At 64.8% G+C, this 18,450-nt stretch carries 17 protein-coding genes and 1 tRNA gene; 15 read left to right on the forward strand and 3 right to left on the reverse strand.

What is annotated here, in order from left to right; all coding sequences use genetic code 11:
- Positions 1-220 precede the first annotated feature (220 nt).
- From LGN17_RS23735 to LGN17_RS23760, 6 genes are all read left to right on the forward strand, one after another.
- Positions 221-1,984 (forward strand): acetolactate synthase 3 catalytic subunit, encoded by a 1,764-nt coding sequence (locus tag LGN17_RS23735; protein ID WP_226198846.1) that lies wholly within the window; start codon positions 221-223, stop codon positions 1,982-1,984.
- Positions 1,985-2,096: 112 nt separating this feature from the next.
- The gene (gene ilvN, locus LGN17_RS23740) at positions 2,097-2,588 is read left to right on the forward strand and encodes an acetolactate synthase small subunit (protein WP_011352712.1); all 492 of its coding nucleotides are present in this window, start codon (positions 2,097-2,099) and stop codon (positions 2,586-2,588) included.
- Between the two features lie 95 nt (positions 2,589-2,683).
- Positions 2,684-3,700: a ketol-acid reductoisomerase gene (gene ilvC, locus LGN17_RS23745; protein ID WP_174942625.1), complete on the forward strand. Its 1,017-nt coding sequence runs from the start codon at positions 2,684-2,686 to the stop codon at positions 3,698-3,700.
- A 127-nt stretch (positions 3,701-3,827) separates the two neighbouring features.
- On the forward strand, positions 3,828-4,472 hold the full coding sequence (locus LGN17_RS23750) for a phosphatidylserine decarboxylase (RefSeq protein WP_011352710.1): 645 nt from the start codon (positions 3,828-3,830) through the stop codon (positions 4,470-4,472).
- Positions 4,473-4,487: 15 nt separating this feature from the next.
- The gene (gene pssA, locus LGN17_RS23755; protein ID WP_069747452.1) at positions 4,488-5,360 is read left to right on the forward strand and encodes a CDP-diacylglycerol--serine O-phosphatidyltransferase; all 873 of its coding nucleotides are present in this window, start codon (positions 4,488-4,490) and stop codon (positions 5,358-5,360) included.
- 315 nt (positions 5,361-5,675) lie between these two features.
- Positions 5,676-7,220 carry a 2-isopropylmalate synthase gene (locus tag LGN17_RS23760; protein ID WP_226198847.1) on the forward strand — a complete coding sequence of 515 codons (1,545 nt, stop codon included), beginning with the start codon at positions 5,676-5,678 and terminating at the stop codon, positions 7,218-7,220.
- Positions 7,221-7,291: 71 nt separating this feature from the next.
- Here LGN17_RS23760 and LGN17_RS23765 read toward each other — a convergent pair whose 3' ends face one another.
- The 3 genes from LGN17_RS23765 to LGN17_RS23775 form a co-directional block, all read right to left on the reverse strand.
- Entirely contained in the window at positions 7,292-8,842 is a 1,551-nt protein-coding gene (locus LGN17_RS23765) for a SulP family inorganic anion transporter (protein ID WP_226198848.1), read from the reverse strand.
- 36 nt (positions 8,843-8,878) lie between these two features.
- The gene (locus LGN17_RS23770) at positions 8,879-9,520 is read right to left on the reverse strand and encodes a carbonic anhydrase (RefSeq protein ID WP_175951132.1); all 642 of its coding nucleotides are present in this window, start codon (positions 9,518-9,520) and stop codon (positions 8,879-8,881) included.
- A 382-nt stretch (positions 9,521-9,902) separates the two neighbouring features.
- A complete protein-coding gene (locus tag LGN17_RS23775; protein ID WP_226198849.1) occupies positions 9,903-10,415 on the reverse strand; it encodes a hypothetical protein in 513 nt (170 codons plus the stop codon).
- 173 nt (positions 10,416-10,588) lie between these two features.
- Between LGN17_RS23775 and LGN17_RS23780 the strand changes: the two genes are divergently transcribed.
- The 9 genes from LGN17_RS23780 (at position 10,589) to LGN17_RS23820 (ending at position 18,434) form a co-directional block, all read left to right on the forward strand.
- Entirely contained in the window at positions 10,589-11,848 is a 1,260-nt protein-coding gene (locus LGN17_RS23780) for a branched-chain amino acid ABC transporter substrate-binding protein (protein ID WP_226198850.1), read from the forward strand.
- Between the two features lie 107 nt (positions 11,849-11,955).
- A complete protein-coding gene (rpsO, locus tag LGN17_RS23785) occupies positions 11,956-12,225 on the forward strand; it encodes a 30S ribosomal protein S15 (RefSeq protein ID WP_006398792.1) in 270 nt (89 codons plus the stop codon).
- 290 nt (positions 12,226-12,515) lie between these two features.
- Entirely contained in the window at positions 12,516-14,663 is a 2,148-nt protein-coding gene (pnp, locus tag LGN17_RS23790; RefSeq protein ID WP_226198851.1) for a polyribonucleotide nucleotidyltransferase, read from the forward strand.
- 151 nt (positions 14,664-14,814) lie between these two features.
- Complete coding sequence (locus LGN17_RS23795; RefSeq protein WP_175951135.1) at positions 14,815-15,834, forward strand: NAD(P)H-quinone oxidoreductase; 1,020 nt, start codon at positions 14,815-14,817, stop codon at positions 15,832-15,834.
- A 141-nt stretch (positions 15,835-15,975) separates the two neighbouring features.
- Positions 15,976-16,731: a triose-phosphate isomerase gene (gene tpiA / locus LGN17_RS23800; RefSeq protein ID WP_226198852.1), complete on the forward strand. Its 756-nt coding sequence runs from the start codon at positions 15,976-15,978 to the stop codon at positions 16,729-16,731.
- A gap of 72 nt (positions 16,732-16,803) precedes the next feature.
- The gene (gene secG, locus LGN17_RS23805; RefSeq protein ID WP_011352700.1) at positions 16,804-17,181 is read left to right on the forward strand and encodes a preprotein translocase subunit SecG; all 378 of its coding nucleotides are present in this window, start codon (positions 16,804-16,806) and stop codon (positions 17,179-17,181) included.
- A gap of 112 nt (positions 17,182-17,293) precedes the next feature.
- Positions 17,294-17,378: transfer RNA gene (locus LGN17_RS23810), tRNA-Leu, on the forward strand.
- A 154-nt stretch (positions 17,379-17,532) separates the two neighbouring features.
- Positions 17,533-17,892, forward strand: coding sequence for an NADH-quinone oxidoreductase subunit A (locus LGN17_RS23815; RefSeq protein WP_006398798.1), 360 nt, complete (start codon positions 17,533-17,535; stop codon positions 17,890-17,892).
- Between the two features lie 62 nt (positions 17,893-17,954).
- Entirely contained in the window at positions 17,955-18,434 is a 480-nt protein-coding gene (locus LGN17_RS23820) for a NuoB/complex I 20 kDa subunit family protein (RefSeq protein WP_006398799.1), read from the forward strand.
- The last annotated feature ends 16 nt before the right edge of the window (positions 18,435-18,450 follow it).

Consider the following 18,450-nt stretch of genomic DNA (forward strand, 5'->3'; position numbering starts at 1 on the left):
GCGGGGTGCCGGGCGGCGCCCATGATGCGCTGCGGGATATTTTGCTTGACGACCCATTCGCGACCCGCTATCGTCAATGATTCGCAACATGAAGTGATAGTCACATTTGAGGCCGGCCCAAGAAGCCTGCCCTTCAAACTGGACGCGCCGCTTGAACCCGAGCCACAAGCCCGGCAGAGAGCACCCGATCAATTTTTTGCCGAAAATTCGAAAGGTCAACATGAACATGCCCAGCGCGGAATTCTCCACGTCGGAACCCCATTCCCCTCCCGATAGCGACTCCATCGGCGGCACCGTGCTCATGAAGGCACTGGCCGACGAAAACGTCGAATTCATCTGGGGCTACCCCGGCGGCTCGGTACTCTACATCTACGACGAGCTTTACAAGCAGGACAAGATTCAGCACGTGCTGGTGCGCCACGAACAGGCGGCCGTGCACGCAGCCGATGCGTATGCGCGTTCCACCGGCAAGGTCGGCGTCTGTCTCGTGACGTCGGGCCCCGGTGTCACCAACGCGGTGACCGGCATCGCCACGGCGTACATGGATTCGATCCCGATGGTCGTGATCAGCGGCCAGGTGCCCACGGCCGCGATCGGCCAGGATGCATTCCAGGAGTGCGACACCGTCGGCATCACGCGTCCGTGCGTGAAGCACAACTTCCTCGTGAAGGACGTGCGCGACCTCGCGGAAACCGTCAAGAAGGCGTTCTATATCGCCCGCACCGGCCGTCCGGGCCCGGTGCTGATCGACATCCCGAAGGACATCTCGAAGACGCCGTGCGAGTACGAGCCCGTCAAGAGCGTGTCGCTGCGTTCGTACAACCCGGTCACGAAGGGCCATTCGGGCCAGATCCGCAAGGCCGTGTCGCTGCTGCTGACGGCGAAGCGTCCGTACATCTATACGGGTGGCGGCATCATCCTCGCCGACGCGTCGCGCGAACTGAACCAGTTCGCGGACCTGCTCGGCTATCCGGTCACGAACACGCTGATGGGCCTCGGCGGCTATCGCGCGTCGGACAAGAAATTCCTTGGCATGCTCGGCATGCACGGCACTTACGAAGCGAACATGGCGATGCAGCACTGCGACGTGCTGATCGCGATCGGTGCCCGCTTCGACGACCGCGTGATCGGCGACCCGGCGCACTTCGCGTCGCGTCCGCGCAAGATCATCCACATCGATATCGACCCGTCGTCGATCTCGAAGCGTGTGAAGGTCGACATCCCGATCGTCGGCGACGTGAAGGAAGTGCTGAAGGAACTGATCGAGCAGCTGCAGACGGCCGAGCATGGCCCCGACACCGAGGCGCTCGCGCAATGGTGGAAGGACATCGAGGGCTGGCGCTCGAAGGACTGCCTGAAATACGACCGCGAAAGCGAGATCATCAAGCCGCAGTACGTGGTCGAGAAGGCGTGGGAGCTGACGGACGGCAATGCGTTCGTGTGCTCGGACGTCGGCCAGCACCAGATGTGGGCGGCGCAGTTCTACCGTTTCAACAAGCCGCGTCGCTGGATCAACTCCGGCGGCCTCGGCACGATGGGCTTCGGCCTGCCGGCAGCGATGGGCGTCAAGATGGCGCACCCGGACGACGACGTGCTGTGCATCACGGGCGAAGGCTCGATCCAGATGTGCATCCAGGAACTGTCGACCTGCCTGCAGTACGACACGCCCGTGAAGATCATTTCGCTGAACAACCGCTATCTCGGCATGGTTCGCCAGTGGCAGCAGATCGAATACAGCAAGCGCTATTCGCATTCGTACATGGATGCGCTGCCTGATTTCGTCAAGCTTGCCGAAGCGTACGGCCATGTCGGCATGCGGATCGAAAAGACCTCGGATGTGGAGCCGGCGCTGAAGGAAGCGCTGCGCCTGAAGGACCGCACCGTGTTTCTCGACTTCCAGACCGATCCGACCGAAAACGTCTGGCCGATGGTACAGGCCGGCAAGGGCATCACCGAGATGCTGCTCGGATCGGAAGATCTGTAACGGCGCGACGCGCGCCTGAGCCCGATGCGGCCGCCTTCACGAAGGGCGGTGCGGCACGCGGCAGCGCGCGGCGCGAGTGAATCGACACGGACACATTCTGGAAGAAGCGAACATGAGACACATCATTTCCGTCCTGCTGGAGAACGAACCGGGCGCGCTGTCGCGCGTGGTCGGTCTGTTTTCCGCACGCGGCTACAACATTGAAACCTTGACGGTGGCGCCGACCGAAGACCAATCGCTGTCGCGGCTCACCATCGTTTCCATTGGCTCCGACGACGTGATCGAACAGATCACGAAGCATCTGAACCGCCTGATCGAGGTGGTGAAAGTGGTGGACCTGACCGACGGTGCACACATCGAACGCGAGCTGATGCTGATCAAGGTACGTGCAGTGGGCAAGGAGCGCGAAGAAATGAAGCGGATGGCGGACATTTTCCGCGGCCGCATCATCGACGTGACCGAAAAGACCTACACGATCGAATTGACGGGCGCGAGCGACAAGCTCGACGCGTTCATCCAGGGGCTGGACGCGGGCGCGATCCTGGAGACCGTGCGCACCGGCAGCTCCGGCATCGGACGCGGCGAGCGCATCCTGAAGGTGTGATGCCAGGCAGGCACGCCGGGTGCGCCGTCAAGTCCCGGCCCGCAGTACTCCATCCGAACAAATTGTTGAATTTTTGAATTAGCGAAGGAACCATCATGAACGTTTTCTACGACAAAGACGCTGACCTCTCCCTCATCAAGGGCAAGCAAGTCACGATCATCGGCTACGGCTCGCAAGGCCATGCGCACGCGCTGAACCTGAAGGACAGCGGCGTCAACGTGACGGTCGGCCTGCGCAAGGGCGGCGCGTCGTGGAGCAAGGCCGAGAACGCCGGCCTGTCGGTCAAGGAAGTCGCGGAAGCGGTGAAGGGCGCCGACGTCGTGATGATGCTGCTGCCTGACGAGCAGATCGCCGACGTGTACGCGAAGGAAGTGCACGCGAACATCAAGCAGGGCGCGGCACTGGCATTTGCGCACGGCTTCAACGTCCACTACGGCGCGGTGATCCCGCGCGCCGACCTCGACGTGATCATGATCGCGCCGAAGGCGCCGGGCCACACGGTTCGCGGCACGTACTCGCAAGGTGGCGGCGTGCCGCACCTGATCGCGGTTGCGCAGAACAAGTCGGGCGCGGCACGCGACATCGCGCTGTCGTACGCGGCAGCGAACGGCGGCGGTCGTGCCGGCATCATCGAAACCAACTTCCGTGAAGAAACCGAAACCGACCTGTTCGGCGAGCAGGCCGTGCTGTGCGGCGGTACCGTCGAGCTGATCAAGGCGGGTTTCGAGACGCTGGTCGAAGCAGGTTACGCGCCGGAAATGGCGTACTTCGAGTGCCTGCACGAACTGAAGCTGATCGTCGACCTGATCTACGAAGGCGGCATCGCGAACATGAACTACTCGATCTCGAACAACGCCGAGTACGGCGAGTACGTGACGGGCCCGCGCATCGTCACGGAAGAGACGAAGAAGGCGATGAAGCAGTGCCTGACCGACATCCAGACGGGCGAGTACGCGAAGAGCTTCATTCTCGAGAACAAGGCGGGCGCGCCGACGCTGCAGTCGCGCCGTCGCCTGACGGCCGAGCACCAGATCGAGCAAGTGGGTGCGAAGCTGCGCGCGATGATGCCGTGGATCGCGAAGAACAAGCTGGTCGACCAGTCGAAGAACTAAGCACCGCGTGCTGTTCCGGCCCCTCGAATAGAGGGCCGGTACCAAAAAGCCGCCCGAAGGCAGCAGTGCCACGGGCGGCTTTTGCTATCCTACGGGCTTTGCAATTCACCGAACACAGAACGAATCCATGAACTATCCTCATCCGATCATCGCGCGCGAAGGCTGGCCGTTCATCGCGATTGCAGCCGTCATCGCGCTGTTGATCCATGCCGTCGGGGGCTTCGGCTTCGCGTGGCCGTTCTGGCTGCTGCTCGTCTTCGTCGTCCAGTTCTTCCGCGATCCGCAGCGCCCGATCCCGGCGCAGCCGAACGCGGTGCTGTGCCCGGCGGACGGCCGCATCGTCGCGGTCGAGACCGCGCAAGACCCGTACGCGAACCGCGAAGCGCTGAAGATCAGCGTGTTCATGAATGTCTTCAACGTCCATTCGCAACGTTCGCCGGTCGATGGCGCGATCTCCAAGGTCGAGTACTTCCCGGGCGCGTTCCTGAACGCGGCGATCGACAAGGCGTCGACCGAGAACGAGCGCAACGCGGTCGTGATCCAGACGGCGAGCGGCAAGACCGTCACCGCCGTGCAGATCGCCGGCCTCGTCGCACGCCGGATCCTCTGCTACGTGCGCGCCGGCGAGCCGCTGTCGCGCGGCCAGCGCTACGGCTTCATCCGCTTCGGTTCGCGCGTCGACGTGTATCTGCCGCTCGGCAGCCGCGCGAAGGTGTCGATCGGCGAGAAGGTCTACGCGTCGTCGACGATCCTCGCCGAGCTCGAACAGTAAGCGGCGGGGCGCACGATGGCCGCATTCAAACCACGCCGGCCGCGCAACGGCTCCGGCCAGACGCCACGCCCGTTCCGCCGCAACAAGGGGATGGCCGCCGATCCGGTACCCATCGAGAGCCGCCGCGCCGCGCGCCAGCGGTTTCTGAAGACGCGCGGCATCTACCTGCTGCCGAACGCGTTCACGACCGCCGCGCTGTTCTGCGGCTTCTTTGCGGTCGTGCAGGCGATGAACGTGCGTTTCGAGATCGCCGCGATCGCGATTTTCGTCGCGATGGTGCTCGACGGAATGGACGGGCGTGTCGCGCGCATGACGCATACGCAGAGTGCGTTCGGCGAGCAGTTCGACAGCCTGTCGGACATGGTGTCGTTCGGCGTCGCGCCCGCGCTCGTGATGTACGAGTGGGTGCTGAAGGATCTCGGCCGCTGGGGCTGGCTCGCCGCGTTCGTCTATTGCTCGGGCGCGGCGCTGCGGCTCGCGCGCTTCAATACGAACATCGGCGTCGTCGACAAGCGCTTCTTCCAGGGGCTGCCGAGTCCGGCCGCCGCCGCGCTGATCGCGGGCTTCGTGTGGCTCGCCACCGACAACCGCGTGCCGATGAAGCTCGGCTGGCTGCCGTGGGTCGCGTTCGTGCTGACGATCTACGCGGGCGTGACGATGGTGTCGAACGCGCCGTTCTACAGCGGCAAGGCGCTCGACGTGCGGCACCGCGTGCCGTTCGCGGCGATCCTGCTCGTCGTCGTCGCGTTCGTGCTCGTGTCGTCCGATCCGCCGCTGATGCTGTTCTGCCTGTTCGTGCTGTACGGGCTGTCGGGCTACGTGTTCTGGGCCTACATGGCTATCCGCGGGCGCGCGAATCCGGCCCGCTCGTCGCAGCGCGATCACTGACGCGCGCTTTTTTGCCCGGAAACGGCGGCCTGGGGCCGCCGTTTTCTTTTGCCCCTTTTTCGAACCGGGCCGCTGGAAGCCCCGGGTGCCGTCCGATTGCGCACCTAACGGAATGCCGCTATAGTCATCGGCATGACTGCATTTTCCCGCCTCTCCCTCCTTCTAGCCGGTGCGCCGCTACGCGCGCTAGCCTCGGCGCGCCTGCCGCGCTGACCGTTCTCGCTCCCCGTCAAGCCTCGTCTGTTGTTGAGCGTCGCCAGCGGTGGCGCGATCTCGTTACGTTTGACTTCCGTATAAAGAGCCCTGGAGCCCCCCATGACAGACAAGCTGATCATTTTCGATACGACGTTGCGTGACGGCGAGCAATCGCCCGGTGCGTCGATGACGAAGGAAGAGAAAATCCGCATTGCGAAGCACCTCGAGCGGATGAAGGTCGACGTGATCGAGGCTGGTTTCGCGGCCAGCTCGAACGGCGATTTCGACGCGATCCACACGATCGCCGGTCTCGTGAAGGACAGCACCATCTGCTCGCTGGCCCGGGCCAACGACAAGGATATCCAGCGCGCGGCCGACGCACTGAAGCCGGCCGAGAGCTTCCGGATCCACACGTTCATCGCGACGTCGCCGCTGCACATGGAAAAGAAGCTGCGGATGACGCCCGACCAGGTGTTCGAGCAGGCGCGCCTCGCGGTGCGTTTCGCGCGCAAGTTCACCGACAACGTCGAGTTTTCGCCGGAAGACGGCAGCCGCTCCGACCTGGACTTCCTGTGTCGCGTGCTGGAGGCCGTGATTGCCGAAGGTGCGACGACGATCAACATCGCCGACACGGTCGGCTACGGCGTACCGGAGCTGTACGGCAACCTCGTGAAGACGCTGCGCGAACGCATTCCGAATTCGGACAAGGCGATCTTCTCGGTGCACTGCCACAACGACCTCGGGATGGCCGTCGCGAACTCGCTCGCCGGCGTGAAGATCGGCGGCGCGCGTCAGATCGAGTGCACGATCAACGGTCTCGGCGAGCGTGCGGGCAATACGTCGCTCGAGGAAATCGTGATGGCCGTGAAGACCCGCAAGGACTACTTCGGCCTCGACGTCGGCATCGACACGACACAGATCGTGCCGACGTCGAAGCTCGTGTCGCAGATTACCGGTTTCGTCGTGCAGCCGAACAAGGCGGTGGTTGGCGCGAACGCGTTCGCGCACGCATCGGGCATCCACCAGGACGGCGTGCTGAAGGCGCGCGACACCTACGAGATCATGCGCGCGGAAGACGTGGGCTGGACCGCGAACAAGATCGTGCTCGGCAAGCTGTCGGGCCGCAATGCGTTCAAGCAGCGGCTGCAGGAGCTCGGCGTGTCGCTCGACAGCGAGAGCGAACTGAATGCCGCGTTCATGCGCTTCAAGGATCTGGCCGACCGCAAGGCCGAGATCTTCGACGAAGACATCATCGCGATCGTGTCCGAGGAATCGGCGCTCGCGCACGAGCAGGAGCACTTCAAGTTCGTGTCGCTGTCGCAGCACTCGGAAACGGGCGAGCAGCCGCACGCGAAGGTCGTGTTCGGGGTCGAAGGCAAGGAAGTGACCGGCGAGGCGCGCGGCAACGGTCCGGTCGACGCGACGTTCAACGCGATCGAGGGCGAAGTCGGCAGCGGCTCCGAGCTGCTGCTGTACTCGGTGAACGCGATCACGACCGGCACGCAGGCGCAGGGCGAAGTGACGGTTCGTCTGTCGAAGAGCGGGCGGATCGTCAACGGCGTCGGCACCGATCCGGACATCGTCGCCGCATCCGCGAAGGCGTACATCTCCGCACTGAACAAGCTGCATTCGAAGGACGACAAGGTCAATCCGCAGCGCTCGTAATCGCCGCGCGCTGCGCATCACCGAAACGCCCCGTGCGGCCCTGCGCCGCCGGGGCGTTTTTCATGCGTCGCTCATTCGGCGGCCGGCGCGCGGAACAGCCAGCGGCGCGTGGCCGTGCGCGGCGCCGGGCTGCGCCGCCGGAACTCGACTGTGATGCCGCGTCGCGGCGCATCGGCGACGAACGCGTCGAGCAGTTCGAGCACGTCGTGGTCGATGTAGTCGGCGCGCGTCGCGTCGATGATCACCGCGGCCCGGTCGGGAATGTGCCGCAGGTGGTGCTTGACCTGGACCTTGCCGAGAAACGACACGTCCTTGCGGAACGACAGCAGGAAGTGGTCGTCGTGCTGCGCGAGCGTGACGGGGCTCTTCAGGTTCGCGACGGCGACCGCCAGCACGCTGCAGGCAAGGCCGAGCGCGATGCCGAACAGCAGGTCGACCGCGAGCACGCCGGCAATCGTCGCGGCGAACGGGACGAACGCGGCCGGGCCCTGTTTCATTACCGAACGGAACAGCGCCGGTTTCGCGAGCTTGAAACCGGTGTGGATCAGGATCGCGGCCAGGCTCGCGAGCGGGATCAGGTTGATCAGGCCGGTGAGCGCGAACACGCTCGCGAGCAGCAGCATCCCGTGCACGATTGCCGACATCCGGCTTTGCGCGCCCGCATTGACGTTCACCGAGCTGCGCACGATCACCGAAGTGATCGGCAGCCCACCGACCACACCCGCGACAAGATTGCCGACGCCCTGAGCCTTGAGCTCGCGGTCGGGCTGGGTCGGCCGGCGCTTCGGATCGATCTGCTCGACTGCTTCGAGGCTCAGCAGCGTCTCGAGGCTTGCGACGACCGCAAGCGTGATCGCGACGCGCCACACGTCCGGATTGACGAGCTGCGCGAAGTTCGGGCCGAGCTCCGCATGCTTGAGCGACGCCGCGAAGGCCGCGAACGACCCGAGCTCGGGCAGCGTCACGCGATGGGCGGCACCCGGCGCAACCGACGGTGCGACGACGCTCAGCGCGAGCGTGGCGCCGATACCCAGCACGACCACGGCGAGCGGGGCCGGCACCGAGCGCACCAGCGCGAAGCGGCGCAGCGCGGGCGTGTCCCATGCGACCAGCAGTGCGAGTGACGCGAGCGCGATGGCTGTCGCGGCCCACGCGACCGGCAGGCCTGGCCAATTCGCAAACGATTGCGCGGCGGAGCCGCCGATGCCGAGTGCGAACGGAATCTGCTTCAGGATCAGCAGGAGCCCGATCGCGGCGAGCATGCCTTTGATGACGGGCGACGGCACATAGGCGGCGAAACGGCCGGCGCGCAGCATGCCGAACCCGAACTGCAGTACGCCGGACAGCAGGACCGCGAGCAGGAACGCGGAAAAGCTGCCGAGTTGCGCAATCCCTTCGACGACGATCACGACGAGGCCGGCGGCCGGCCCGCTGACGGACAGCGACGAGCCGCTCAGCAGCGCGACGACGATGCCGCCGACGATGCCGGACACGAGCCCGGCGAATGGCTCGACGCCGGAAGCATTGGCGATGCCGAGACAGAGCGGCAGCGCGACGAGGAAAACGACGACGCCGGCGACGATGTCGCGCGGCAGGGTGGACAGGCGCTCGTTCAGTTTCATGGTTGGGGCGATTTCATTGGCTTGGGGCGGGGTAGGTCAACCGAGCGCGCCGGCCGTCGCGGCCTGCACGGATTCGACGTCGACGGCCGGCGTGGTGTAGCCGGAATCGAGTTCCTGCAGGCGGCCGTCGGCGAGCGAAAAGATCCAGCCGTGCACGAGCGGCGGCCGTTCGCGGCCGTGCACGATCGGGGACGCGCGCAGCAGCCGCACCTGTTCGAGCACGTTGAGTTCGGCGAGGCGGTCTGCGGCGGCCGTGTCGTCGAGCCCGTCCAGCGCGTCGCGATGGCGCCGCGCGAGCGCGCACAGCGGCGCGATGCGGCGTGCGACGTGCGGCAGGTCGGCTGGTGGCGGCAGCAGCGATGCGCGTACGCCGCCGCATCCGTAGTGCCCGCACACGATCACGTGGTCGACCTGCAACACGCGCACCGCGTACTCGAGCACGCTGGCGGAATTGTCGTCGTCGGGATGGAACAGGTTCGCGATGTTGCGATGGACGAACAGCTCGCCGGGCGCGCAGTGCGTGATGGTTTCGGCCGGCACGCGGCTGTCGGCGCAGCCGATCCATAGCACGCGCGGGTTCTGGCCGCGCGCGAGCGCGTCGAAGAAGCCGGGCGTGTATTCACGCGTTTCGCGGGCCCAGGCGATGTTGGCAACCAGCATGCTCTTGGGGCGATTCATGAGGACTCCTTTTTGATAAAGGCAAACGGATATCGGCAGAAATGACGCAATGATATTCTTTCTAAATTGAAAGGTTTGGTTTTGACTGATATTAGGGGTATGCCCTAGTGCTTCGGGTGGGTTGAAACAATTTGTTTCAAATTGATTGGGCGTAGCGCATTGCGTGCACCAATTCGCCGCATGACATGCCCCGCGCGTGCCTGTTTTCGCGCAAAGGCCCGCATGACGGGGATGTCAGCGTGGTGCCATCGGAATGTCATCGATCGGAAAAGATTTCCGCCGAATTTTCCGAATTAATAGAGAGACGGGAAAAAGGAAATGGCCATTCACGCAATGATTCGTGAATGGCCACGGTGAAAGTTGCGCGTAAATGCGTAATCGGTCAGAACAGGTTGCGGCGGTCGGGGTCGTGCAGCGGGTCGGGCGTTTTCTGCGTGATACGCAGGATGCCCTGCGGATCGAAGTAGAAGCTGTACATCATGTACCAGACGTTGTCCTCGAGATACCGGTAGGTCCACACCTCGCGCTTCATCAGCGGGAAGTAGGACGTCTCGACGGGGCGTCCGAAGTTGACGAGGACGTCGGTCTTCGTCCATTTGCCGATCTCTGCGCGATAGAACTCGTTCGGCTGCAGGACCTGGCGCACGTTGACGATCTTGTGGGCCGCATCGACGTCGGCCGCGACGGTGATTTCTCCCATCGGCTGGGTCGGCCACATCAGGCGCTTGCCGCCGCCGGGCAGGTCGTAGATCTCGCGCGGCGGGCCCATGCGTGCGACGATCGCCGACTCGTCCTGGCCGGCCTGGTATTGCTGCCACGGTTGCGCGCAACCGGCCAGCAGCGCGGCGGCGCTGGCGAGCAGCACCGGCAGGCGCGCGGAAATGCGAATGCGCATGGGGATTCTCCAGAACACGGAAACAACAAGTCCCGTTTTATCACGGACGGCGCGCGACCGCGCATCGTGCGAAAAAAATTCGGTGCGGATCGCCGGGCGTGCCGCGCTTGCGGGCGGCGGGGGCGACGGCCTATGATCCGCGCTTCTCGGGCAGATTGAAGGGCAGGTGGCCGATGCAGGGATGGAAGCGATGTGCGCTCGCGTTGAGCGCGGGGTGGATGCTGGCGTCGTCCGCGTTTGCCGGCGGCGAGCCGGTGCGGATCGCGCTGATCGAAGGGATGTCGGGCCCGTTCGCGAATGCGGGCGCGGCGGTCGAGCGCAACCTGCGCTTCGGCGTCGAGCAGGTCAATGCGGCGGGCGGCGTGAAGCTGCGCGACGGCGCGCATCCGCTCGAACTCGTCGTGCTCGACAGCAAGGGCAGCCCCGAGGAAGCACTCGTGCAGTTGCGCGCGGCCGCGGACCGCCATATTGGCTTCATCGCGCAGGGCAACAGCTCGGCCGTCGCAGCCGCGCTGGTCGCGGCGCTCGACAAGCTGAACGCGCGCGATCCGGACAGCCGGATGCTGTTCCTCAACTATTCGGCCGACGATCCGGCGCTGACCGGGGCGCGCTGCAGTTTCTGGCATTTCCGCTTCGATGCGCACGCGGGCATGCGGATGGCCGCGCTCGCGGACGTGATGGCGCGCGACCGCGCGCTCCGCAAGGTCTACCTGCTGAACCAGGATTACAGTTTCGGCCACGACGTCAGCGCGCTCGCGCGGCAGGCGCTGGCCGCGCGGCGCCCGGACGTGGCGATCGCCGGCAACGAATTCCACCCGATCGGGCGAATCAAGGATTTCTCGCCGTACATCGCGAAGATCCGCGCGAGCGGCGCCGACGCCGTCGTGACCGGGAACTGGGGCAACGACCTCACGCTGCTCGTGAAGGCGGCGCGCGAGCAGGGGCTGAATGCGAAGTTCTATACCTTCTACGGCAACAGCCTGGGCGCGCCGGCCGCACTCGGCGATGCCGGCGTCGGGCGGGTCGTGGCCGTGGCGGACTGGCACCCGAACGCGGGCGGCGCGAAATCCGACGCGTTCTACCGCGCGTTCCGGAACCGTTTTCCGGCCGCCCAGGACGACTACCCGGTGCGACGGATGAGCCTGATGATCGAGATGCTGGCCGCCGCGATGAACCGCGCGGGTTCGGCCGACCCCGCCGCGGTCGCGCGCGCGCTGGAGGGCCTGTCGTTCGACGACGGCTTCCACGCGTCGCGCATGCGGGCGCAGGATCACCAATTGATCCAGCCCCTTTACGTGATGGAGATGGACAAGGTCGGCACGCCGGGCGTGCGCTTCGACAACGAGGGTTCGGGCTACGGCTTCCGGACGGTGCTCGCGGTGCCGGCGCAGCGCACCGAGATGCCGTCCGCCTGCTCGATGACGCGCCCGTGACAGGAGGCGGTAAGAACGGCGCGGAGTTGTGCTACAATGCGCGCCGGTTGTAAGTCACGGCACGGCCATTCTTCCGTGTCCGCCTGTTCAGTTAGAAAGGAAATCACATGTCTGTTGCAGATATCAAGAAGTCGGAAGTTGTTGCTCAGTTCGCCCGCGGTACCAACGACACGGGGTCGCCCGAAGTCCAGGTCGCACTGCTGACCGCACGTATCGTCGAACTGACGGGTCACTTCAAGACCCACGCGAAGGATCACCACAGCCGCCGCGGCCTGCTGCGCATGGTGAGCCGCCGCCGCAAGCTGCTCGACTACCTCAAGGGCAAGGATGCCGACCGTTACCGCGCACTGATCGAGAAGCTGGGTCTGCGTAAGTAATCGAGGCGATTGCCGCCAGCAAGATGCCTGTGTCAGTCCGCTGATACAGGCATTTTGTTTTTGCGCGGTGCGTAGCGTCACGCGCACCGCAGGCTGTCCGGCACGTAGGTGCGGGGCCGCCGCAACGACCGATACCGGGGCAGGATTTGTGTCATTCCAGCGCGTCGCTGCACGAGCGCCGCGCTGGAATGGCATAAAAAACACACCTTGCTCCGGGTGATTCGGTCGGGACGCCGCCGCGCGGGATGGCCGGCGCGGCGAATGAAATGCATGAATTCAAAGGAGCAACCATGTCCATGTTCAACAAGGTCGTGAAGGAATTCCAGTGGGGCCAGCACAAGGTGCGCCTCGAAACCGGTGAAGTCGCTCGCCAGGCAAGTGGTGCCGTGATCGTCGACGTCGAAGACACCGTCGTACTGGCAACCGTCGTCGGCGCGAAGTCGGCGAAGCCGGGTCAGGATTTCTTCCCGCTGACCGTCGACTACCTCGAGAAGACCTACTCGGCCGGCAAGATCCCGGGCGGCTTCTTCCGTCGCGAAGGCCGTCCGTCGGAGCACGAGACGCTGACGTCGCGCCTGATCGACCGTCCGCTGCGCCCGCTGTTCCCGGAAGGCTTCTACAACGAAGTCCAGGTCGTGATCCACGTGCTGTCCGTGAATCCGGAAATCCCGGCGGACATCCCCGCGCTGATCGGCGCATCGGCTGCGCTCGCCGTGTCGGGCCTGCCGTTCAACGGCCCGGTCGGCGCCGCACGCGTTGCCTACATCGACAATGCATACGTGCTGAACCCGACGCGTGACCAGATCAAGGCATCGAGCCTCGACCTCGTCGTCGCGGGTACGGAACGTGCCGTGCTGATGGTCGAATCGGAAGCCGATCAACTGTCGGAAGACGTGATGCTGGGCGCCGTGGTGTTCGGCCACGAGCAAATGCAGGTCGCGATCGACGCGATCCACGAACTGGTGCGCGAAGGCGGCAAGCCCGAGTGGGACTGGCAGCCGGCACCGAAGAACGAAGCGCTGATCGCGCGCGTGACCGAGCTGGCACAGAACGACCTGCTCGCTGCTTACCAGCTCCGCGACAAGCAGGCACGCTCGGCGAAGCTGAAGGAAGTCTACGCAGCAACCTCGGCGAAGCTCGAGGAAGACGCGCAGGCGGCCGGTACGGTCGCGGCAGACAAGGCAACCGTCGGCAACGTGCTGTTCGACATCGAAGCCAAGATCGTCCGTTCGCAGATCCTGAACGGCGAGCCGCGCATCGACGGCCGCGACACGCGCACCGTGCGCCCGATCGAAATCCGCACCGGCGTGCTGCCGCGTACCCACGGCTCGGCGCTGTTCACGCGCGGCGAGACGCAGGCGCTGGTCGTCGCGACGCTCGGCACGAAGGGCGACGAGCAGATCATCGATGCGCTCGAAGGCGAGTATCGCGAGCGCTTCATGCTCCACTACAACATGCCCCCGTTCGCGACCGGCGAAACGGGCCGCGTCGGCTCGCCGAAGCGCCGCGAAATCGGCCACGGCCGCCTCGCGAAGCGTGCGCTGGTCAAGTGCCTGCCGAGCGCCGATGAATTCGGCTACTCGATCCGCGTCGTGTCGGAAATCACCGAATCGAACGGTTCGTCGTCGATGGCATCGGTGTGCGGCGGCTGTCTCGCGCTGATGGACGCCGGCGTGCCGATGAAGGCGCACGTCGCGGGTATCGCGATGGGCCTGATCCTCGAAGGCAACAAGTTTGCGGTGCTGACCGACATCCTCGGCGACGAAGATCACCTCGGCGACATGGACTTCAAGGTGGCCGGCACGGAGCAAGGCGTGACGGCGCTGCAGATGGACATCAAGATCCAGGGCATCACGAAGGAAATCATGCAGGTCGCGCTCGCACAGGCGAAGGAAGGCCGCATGCACATCCTCGGCAAGATGACGCAAGCCGTTTCCGGCGCGAACACGCAACTGTCGGAATTCGCTCCGCGCATGATCACGATCAAGATCAACCCGGAAAAGATCCGCGACGTGATCGGCAAGGGCGGTTCGGTGATCCGTGCGCTGACGGAAGAAACCGGCACGACCATCGACATCTCCGACGACGGCGTCGTGACGATCGCAAGCACGAACAGCGACGGCATGGCCGAAGCGAAGAAGCGCATCGAGAACATCACGGCCGAAATCGAAGTCGGCCAGGTGTACGAAGGCACGGTTCTGAAGCTGCTCGATTTCGGCGCGATCGTGAACCTGCTGCCGGGCAAGGATGGTCTGCTGCACATCTCGGAAATCGTCAACGAGCGTGTGAAGGACATCAACGACTACCTGAAGGAAGGCCAGCAAGTGAAGGTCAAGGTCATCCAGACGGACGAAAAGGGTCGCGTGCGTCTGTCGGCGAAGGCGCTGCTGAATGAAGCAGCGGCGGCGCCGCAGTCGGACACGCCGCCGCAGCAGTAAGCGGGCAGGCGGATCAACGGCCGGCAGTGCGAAAGCGTGCCGGCCGTTTTTTCTGTAGCATCGTTGTGCGGCGCAGCAGCGCCGGCCGGGCGCCCGTGCCGCGTGCGGGCGCGTCATCCGATTCCGACCTGATCCTGGAGCGACCACCACCATGAAAGCCATCGAAATCACCGAATTCGGTGCCCCCGACGTGCTGAAGCTTGCGGAGCGTTCGCGCCCCGAACCGAAGCGCGGCGAAGTGCTGATCAAGGTGGCGGCTTCCGGTGTGAACCGGCCCGACGTGTTCCAGCGCAAGGGCGCGTATGCGCCGCCGCCGGGTGCGTCGGATCTGCCGGGCCTCGAGGTCGCGGGCGAGATCGTCGGCGGCGATCTGTCGGACGCCGCGCTGAATCCGTTCGGCCTGAAGCTCGGCGATCGCGTGTGCGCGTTGCTCGCGGGCGGCGGCTATGCCGAGTATGCGGTCGCGCCGCTGCCGCAATGTCTGCCGGTGCCCGGCGGGCTCACCGATATCGAGGCCGCGTCGCTGCCCGAAACGTTTTTCACGGTGTGGAGCAACGTGTTCGACCGCGCGCAGCTCGGCGCGGGAGAGGGGGGCGAGCAGGAAACGCTGCTCGTGCAGGGCGGCTCGAGCGGCATCGGCGTGACGGCAATCCAGATCGCGCATGCGCTCGGTTTTCGCGTGTTCGCGACGGCCGGCACCGCCGACAAATGCCGCGCGTGCGAGGCGCTCGGTGCCGAACGCGCGATCAACTACAAGACCGAAGACTTCGTCGAGGTCGTGAAGTCGCTGACGCACGATCGCGGCGTCGACGTGATCCTCGACATGGTGGCGGGCTCGTACGTGCCGCGCGAACTGTCCGCGCTCGCGGATGGCGGCCGTCTCGTGCTGATCGCGCTGCTCGGCGGCGCGAAGGCCGATGTCAACCTGGGCGAGATCCTGCGTCGCCGGCTGACGATCACGGGTTCGACGCTGCGCCCGCGTCCGGTCGAGTTCAAGGCGCAGATCGCCGCGCAACTGAAGGCGCGCGTGTGGCCGCTGCTTGCCGACGGCCGCATCAAGCCGGTGATCTATCGCGTATTGCCGGCTGCGGACGCCGCGCAGGCGCACGCGCTGATGGAAAGCAGCGAGCACACCGGCAAGATCGTGCTCGATTGGGGTACGAACGCCTGACGGCCCGTGCGGCCGGGCTTGACATGCGCGGTTTGACCGGTTCAAGCCGCGCGCAGTAAAATCGCCGGTTTGCTTCGCCAGATCAAACCTGACGGCCGGATTCCGGCACGTTAATGACCAAGCGGTGACGAGACAGACACGATGTCGAAACAGAGAACTAAGCGTGTGATCGGCAACTGGAAGATGCACGGCCGGCTGGCCGGCAACCGGGCGTTGCTGAACGAAGTGGTGCAGGGCGCGGGCGCGGTGGCGGCCGAAACGTCGGTCGGCGTGTGCGTGCCGTTCCCGTATCTCGCGCAGGTTCAGGCGCAACTCGACGGCGGCCGTGTCGCGTGGGGTGCGCAGGACGTGTCGGCGCACGAGCAGGGCGCGTTCACCGGTGAAGTGGCGGCCGCGATGGTCGCGGAGTTCGGCGCACGCTATGCGATCGTCGGTCACTCGGAGCGCCGCGCGTATCACGGAGAACGCAACGAGACGGTCGCGGCGAAGACGCAGCGCGCGCTCGCAGCCGGGCTCACGCCTGTCGTGTGCGTTGGCGAGACGCTCGACGAGCGCGAGTCGGGGGCGACCGAGCAGGTGGTCGGTGCGCAGCTCGACGCGGTGCTGGCCGTGCTGACGGCCGATGAAGCTGCACGGATCGTCGTCGCGTACGAGCCGGTCTGGGCGATCGGCACGGGCAAGAGCGCGACGTCGGCGCAGGCACAGGACGTGCACGCGTTCCTGCGCGCGCGTCTCGCGGCAAAGGGCGCGGCGGACGTGTCCGTGCTGTACGGCGGCAGTGTGAAGCCGGACAACGCGGAAGAGCTGTTTGCGCAGCCGGACATCGACGGTGGCCTGATCGGCGGCGCGTCGCTGAAGGCGGAAGATTTCCTGGCGATCTGCCGGGCCGCACGTTGAGCGGTCTGCGATCGAATTGAACCATGACGGCGGCCGGTCGGTCCGGTCGCCTGATCCATTCGGGTGGGTGTGATGCTGTTATTCAAGACGCTGATTATTGTGGTGCAGGTGCTGTCTGCACTCGGTGTGATTGGTCTCGTGCTGTTGCAGCACGGCAAGGGTGCCGACATGGGCGCCGCGTTCGGCAGCGGCGCGTCGGGCAGCCTGTTCGGCGCAACGGGCTCGGCGAACTTCCTGTCGCGTACGACGGGCATTCTTGCGACGATCTTCTTCGTCGCGACGCTCGCGCTGACGTACCTCGGTTCGTACAAGTCGACGCCGTCGGCGGGCGTGCTGGGTGGGGTCGCGACCGCACCGGCATCCGCGCCTGCAGCATCGGCGCCGGCCGTTGCGGCATCCGCTGCCGCGGGTTCGGCTGCAAGCGCGCCGGGCCAGGACGTCCCGAAATAAAAAGTTAAAATTTTTGCGGTTGTGCGTTGAACAATTCTGGAAGTCAGGTTAGAATTTAATTCTTGAAGCGATTCGCGGGAAACAAGTAGTTACAACCCCGGTTGCATGCAGTGCCGACGTGGTGAAATTGGTAGACACGCTATCTTGAGGGGGTAGTGGCGAAAGCTGTGCGAGTTCGAGTCTCGCCGTCGGCACCAAAGTTACTCAATGCCAGCCGCTTCTAGTGGCTGGCATTTTTCATTTCTGGGGTGTGCTTGCGGTTGTCTTGCGATCGCATGCACTCCGAAATGATTCCTTCCGCCGGATGGTGGTATTCTCCGGACGCTCAGAACCAACCGATAGAGGATTGCCTTGAACCTCGCAGCCTATTACCCCGTCTTGTTGTTCCTCCTCGTGGGCACTGGTTTAGGTATAGCGCTGGTCAGCATCGGCAAGCTCCTGGGTCCCAACAAGCCGGACGTCGAGAAGAATGCACCGTACGAGTGCGGCTTCGAGGCCTTTGAAGACGCCCGGATGAAATTCGACGTCCGGTACTACCTCGTCGCTATCCTGTTCATCATCTTCGATCTCGAAACCGCATTCCTGTTTCCGTGGGGCGTCGCGCTCCGGGATATCGGCTGGCCGGGTTTCATCGCAATGATGATTTTTCTGCTCGAATTCCTGCTGGGCTTTGCCTATATCTGGAAGAAAGGCGGCCTCGACTGGGAGTGATGGGTTAATCGCCGGTTTGCATGGGCGGCCACGCTCGGTCGCTCGTCTGGAGTGGAAAGCAAATGAGTATCGAAGGGGTCTTGAAGGAAGGGTTTGTCACCACGACGGCTGACAAGCTGATCAACTGGACGCGTACCGGCTCGCTGTGGCCGATGACGTTCGGGCTCGCGTGTTGCGCCGTCGAAATGATGCATGCGGGCGCGGCCCGTTACGACCTGGACCGGTTCGGCGTCGTGTTCCGCCCGAGCCCGCGTCAGTCGGACGTGATGATCGTCGCTGGCACGCTCTGCAACAAGATGGCGCCCGCGCTGCGCCGCGTGTACGACCAGATGGCCGAGCCGCGCTGGGTGATCTCGATGGGATCGTGCGCGAACGGCGGTGGCTACTACCATTACTCGTACTCGGTGGTCCGTGGCTGTGACCGGATCGTGCCGGTCGACGTCTACGTGCCGGGCTGTCCGCCCACGGCCGAGGCGTTGGTCTACGGCGTGATCCAGCTTCAGGCGAAGATCCGCCGCACCAATACCATCGCCCGTCAATAAAGCCCCGAGCGTCCCC

Origin of the sequence: Burkholderia sp. AU30280, from assembly GCF_020420125.1 — a bacterium.
Classification (GTDB): Bacteria; Pseudomonadota; Gammaproteobacteria; order Burkholderiales; family Burkholderiaceae; genus Burkholderia.

Bases quoted from the DNA above. Each gene is read 5' to 3' on its own strand.
- LGN17_RS23735 (WP_226198846.1), top strand. From the start codon at position 221: ATGAACATGCCCAGCGCGGAATTCTCCACGTCGGAACCCCATTCCCCT.
- ilvN (WP_011352712.1), top strand. From the start codon at position 2,097: ATGAGACACATCATTTCCGTCCTGCTGGAGAACGAACCGGGCGCGCTG.
- ilvC (WP_174942625.1), top strand. From the start codon at position 2,684: ATGAACGTTTTCTACGACAAAGACGCTGACCTCTCCCTCATCAAGGGC.
- LGN17_RS23750 (WP_011352710.1), top strand. From the start codon at position 3,828: ATGAACTATCCTCATCCGATCATCGCGCGCGAAGGCTGGCCGTTCATC.
- pssA (WP_069747452.1), top strand. From the start codon at position 4,488: ATGGCCGCATTCAAACCACGCCGGCCGCGCAACGGCTCCGGCCAGACG.
- LGN17_RS23760 (WP_226198847.1), top strand. From the start codon at position 5,676: ATGACAGACAAGCTGATCATTTTCGATACGACGTTGCGTGACGGCGAG.
- LGN17_RS23765 (WP_226198848.1), bottom strand. From the start codon at position 8,842: ATGAAACTGAACGAGCGCCTGTCCACCCTGCCGCGCGACATCGTCGCC.
- LGN17_RS23770 (WP_175951132.1), bottom strand. From the start codon at position 9,520: ATGAATCGCCCCAAGAGCATGCTGGTTGCCAACATCGCCTGGGCCCGC.
- LGN17_RS23775 (WP_226198849.1), bottom strand. From the start codon at position 10,415: ATGCGCATTCGCATTTCCGCGCGCCTGCCGGTGCTGCTCGCCAGCGCC.
- LGN17_RS23780 (WP_226198850.1), top strand. From the start codon at position 10,589: ATGCAGGGATGGAAGCGATGTGCGCTCGCGTTGAGCGCGGGGTGGATG.
- rpsO (WP_006398792.1), top strand. From the start codon at position 11,956: ATGTCTGTTGCAGATATCAAGAAGTCGGAAGTTGTTGCTCAGTTCGCC.
- pnp (WP_226198851.1), top strand. From the start codon at position 12,516: ATGTCCATGTTCAACAAGGTCGTGAAGGAATTCCAGTGGGGCCAGCAC.
- LGN17_RS23795 (WP_175951135.1), top strand. From the start codon at position 14,815: ATGAAAGCCATCGAAATCACCGAATTCGGTGCCCCCGACGTGCTGAAG.
- tpiA (WP_226198852.1), top strand. From the start codon at position 15,976: ATGTCGAAACAGAGAACTAAGCGTGTGATCGGCAACTGGAAGATGCAC.
- secG (WP_011352700.1), top strand. From the start codon at position 16,804: ATGCTGTTATTCAAGACGCTGATTATTGTGGTGCAGGTGCTGTCTGCA.
- LGN17_RS23820 (WP_006398799.1), top strand. From the start codon at position 17,955: ATGAGTATCGAAGGGGTCTTGAAGGAAGGGTTTGTCACCACGACGGCT.